General features: G+C 72.2%; 2 protein-coding genes and 1 pseudogene. 1 reads left to right on the top strand and 2 read right to left on the bottom strand.

Translation table 11 applies throughout. The annotated features are described in order from the left end of the window. A pseudogene (locus FRW57_RS20125) lies at positions 1 to 647 on the bottom strand (hypothetical protein); the annotation flags it as partial. Further along, the gene (locus tag FRW57_RS20120; RefSeq protein ID WP_152186894.1) at positions 644 to 1,597 is read right to left on the bottom strand and encodes an ABC transporter ATP-binding protein; all 954 of its coding nucleotides are present in this window, start codon (positions 1,595 to 1,597) and stop codon (positions 644 to 646) included. The pseudogene FRW57_RS20125 and the gene FRW57_RS20120, both read right to left, overlap by 4 nt. Before the next feature lie 192 nt (positions 1,598 to 1,789). On the opposite strand from FRW57_RS20120, the gene pdxT reads away from it, so the two are divergent. Continuing rightward, complete coding sequence (gene pdxT / locus FRW57_RS20115) at positions 1,790 to 2,413, top strand: pyridoxal 5'-phosphate synthase glutaminase subunit PdxT (RefSeq protein ID WP_137120791.1); 624 nt, start codon at positions 1,790 to 1,792, stop codon at positions 2,411 to 2,413. Positions 2,414 to 2,674: the final 261 nt, after the last annotated feature.

The raw sequence follows: 2,674 nt of genomic DNA, 5'->3' as shown, positions 1-2,674 counted from the left end.
GGGGTGGGCGCGGCCCTGCTGATTGCGCCGCCGGCGGTCCACATCGCCGCAATCAGCAGGGCCGCGCCCACCCCCTGCAGCACCGCCAGCACGGTCGGCCACGCGACCGGCTCGCCGATGATCGCCATCGTGACGGTGCTCGCGCCGACGTCGAGGACGAGGGTCAGCAGGACCAGGCACGCCAGCCAGAGTCCGAGCGCGACGGTGGTGCCGGAGAGGGCGGTCCGTCGTCCGGGGCCTTGGCTGAAGACGGTCTTCCAGGTGCCCCAGCCGTAGCCGCTGCCGGTGGCCAGGGCGCCCATGACGAGAACCAGGGCGCCGCCGAACATCGGCAATCCCGAGGTCAGGGCCTGCGGCACCGCGTCGAGGTTCAGCTCGGCGAGCAGCATTGCAGCACTGCGGTCCCCGGAGTCGGCCGCCGAGCGGTACTGGAGGTAGCCGATGACGTAGCCGAAGGTGAGGTCCAGCGCCAGCCAGACGCCGGTGATGATCCAGGTGGTCGGCCACTTGGCGAGGCGGAGCAGCTCCGCGCGGACGGTGGCACTCAGGCCGGGGACCCCCGTGAAGCGCCGCGTGAGGGACGAGCGGGGACTGCGAGGTGGCTTCGGGGGAGGGCCTGATGGGGCGGTCTGGGTGGGGCGACTCATGACGCGACCTCCTCGTCGCTCAGGGTGGGCAGGGTCGGCGGCACGTCGGAGGCGTGCACCGCGTCGCCGGTCAGCTCGAAGAAGACCTCCTCGAGCGTGCGGCCGACCGGCGCGATCTCGAACACGTCCGCCCCGCCCCGGACCAGGTCGCGGGTGAGCGCGGGGATGGAGGCGGCGTCCTGCTCGATGCGGATGGTGCCGTCGTCGAGGCGGCGCACGCGGCCGGGGGCCACCCGGGACAGGACGGCGTGCACCGCGTCCTCCGGCTCGGCGCGTAGCCGCACGCCGCTCGCACCCCGCAGCTCACTGACCGTGCTCTGGGCGAGCAGCCGGCCGTGGTTGATCACGCCGACCCGGTCGCAGACCTGCTGCACCTCGTCGAGCAGGTGGCTGGACAGCATGACCGTCTGCCCATGGGTGGCGAGCCGTCGCACCAGCGCGCGCATGTCGGCCATGCCGGCCGGGTCGAGCCCGTTGGTGGGCTCGTCGAGGATCAGCAGGTCGGGGTCGCCGAGCAAGGCGGCGGCGACGCCGAGCCGCTGTTTCATCCCCAGCGAGTAGGACCTGAACCGGTCGCGGCTGCGGCCGCTCAGGTCGACCTGCTCGAGTGCGAGGTCCACGCTCGCGTCCGACAACCGGGTGTACCGGGCCAGCACCCTCAGGTTGTCCCGGCCGGACATGTAGGGATAGAAGCCCGGCCCCTCGATCAGCGCGCCGACCCGGCGCAGCACCGGGGGATCGCCAGGTGTCCCGCCGAGCACGTTTGCCGTGCCGGACGTCGGGCGCACCTGCCCGATCAGCATGCGCATGGTGGTGGTCTTGCCGGCGCCGTTCGGCCCGAGGAACCCGTAGACCTCACCGCGCCGGACGGTGAGGCTGACGGCGTCGACGGCGGTGCGCGACCCGTAGCGTCGGGTGAGGTGGTCGGTGACCACGATGTCCTGTGTCATGCCGGACAGCCTCGCGGCCACCGCACCACTCCCGCGTCGGCCACCGGACGGCTCTGCGACTACGCCGAGCGGGGTATTCGGGCGGCGACCGGCCATCACCTCGATGTATGCCGGCCGCTCACGTGAGGCTCGCCCGCGCCCGCCCACCGGACCGGGGCGCGCGGCGGCGACCGGTCGGCATACGCTGCGACCGTGAGCGAATCTCCTGTCCGCATCGGCGTCCTCGCGCTGCAAGGTGACGTCCGCGAGCATCTGCGGGTACTGGGCGAGCTCGGCGCCGTGGCCGTCGGCGTCAGGCGGCCGGCCGAGGTCGAGTCGATCGACGCCCTGATCATCCCCGGTGGCGAGTCCACGACGATGGACAAGCTGGTGCGGGCCTTCGACCTCCAGGAGCCACTGCGCAAGCGGCTGGCCGGGGGTATGCCGGCCTACGGCTCGTGCGCGGGCATGATCATGCTCGCGGACCGGCTCGCCGACGCCCGGCCGGACCAGGAGACCCTGGGTGGCCTCGACATCACGGTGCGGCGCAACGCCTTCGGCCGTCAGGTCGACTCGTTCGAACACGACCTGCACATGCCCGCCCTGCGAGACGGGGTCCGAGATCCCTTGCGCGCGGTGTTCATCCGAGCTCCCTGGGTCGAGGATCTCGGGCCGCAGGTGGAGGTGCTGGCTCGGGTCGAGGAGGGTGAGGCGGCCGGGCGCGTGGTCGCGGTGCGGCAGGGCAACATCGTCGCGACGTCGTTCCACCCCGAGGTGACCCGGGACGCTCGCGTGCACGAGTACTTCGTGGGTCTGGTCCGTCGCGTCGTGCCCTGACCCTGCTGCGGTGGGGCACAGCAGCCGCGCGCGGCGCGGGTAGGATCGGGCAGGCTCGATGACAGGACGGCAGACGAGGGAGAGCGCATGAGCCGCGGGAAGGCACACGCATGAGTAGCCCTGTGTCAACCTCAGGCGGCGTTGCCGTTGCTGAGCAGTGTCCGAAGTGCGCCGTGTTGGGTGGGGTCGTAGGCGGTTTCGTCTTGCCAGCAGCGCCAGATCACGCCGAGCCAGGCTCGGGCCAGGATGCGGGTGGCGTGG

The sequence above is a fragment of the Segeticoccus rhizosphaerae genome (genome assembly GCF_009192725.1).
GTDB classification, from domain to species: Bacteria; Actinomycetota; Actinomycetes; order Actinomycetales; family Dermatophilaceae; genus Segeticoccus; species Segeticoccus rhizosphaerae.
This window is presented reverse-complemented; position numbering and strand designations above follow the sequence as displayed.

Coding starts and splice junctions, on each gene's coding strand:
- FRW57_RS20120 (WP_152186894.1), bottom strand. CDS start 1,597: ATGACACAGGACATCGTGGTCACCGACCACCTCACCCGACGCTACGGG.